Annotated in this window: 1 protein-coding gene; it reads right to left on the bottom strand. The window is 67.9% G+C overall.

Annotation, left to right across the window (positions count from 1 at the left end; genetic code table 11):
* Positions 1-474: calcium-binding protein (locus ACFQ2S_RS11500; RefSeq protein ID WP_386074597.1), on the bottom strand; the 474-nt coding region annotated here is incomplete at both ends.

Here is a 474-nt window from a genome sequence, read left to right on the forward strand (position 1 = left end):
CGATCAGCCGGTCCTCGCCGTGGCCGCCGTCAAGGATGTCGTCGCCGCCGGAGCCGCGCAGAATGTCGTTGCCGTAACCGCCCTGCAGCACGTCGTCGCCGGCCTTGCCATCGAGCGTGTCATTGCCCTTGTTGCCGTCGAGCCCGTCGTTCTTGTCGCTGCCGTTCATCGTGTTGGCGCCGGTGCCGCCACGCTTCATGTCGAGCGGGCGCATCAGGTGGCCGTGCTCGGTGACGCCATACTCGCCCGCGATCTCCTTGAAGGTGTCGGAGGCGTGGTGCATCTGCTCGAAGCCCGGCATCAGGTCGGCCATCTTCTGGGCCATGCGGGCGGACATGCCGAGCGCGGGGTCGACGGCCTCGGCGAGGGTTGCCATGTCGGTCTCGCCGAGCTGGCGGCTGTAGATCTGCACGTCGCCGATGGTGCCCTTGAACAGGCTGTGGGCATCGTCCCTCGGATCGGAGCGCCAGGAGC

Origin of the sequence: Tropicimonas aquimaris (assembly GCF_042676185.1) — a bacterium.
Lineage (GTDB): Bacteria > Pseudomonadota > Alphaproteobacteria > Rhodobacterales > Rhodobacteraceae > Tropicimonas > Tropicimonas aquimaris.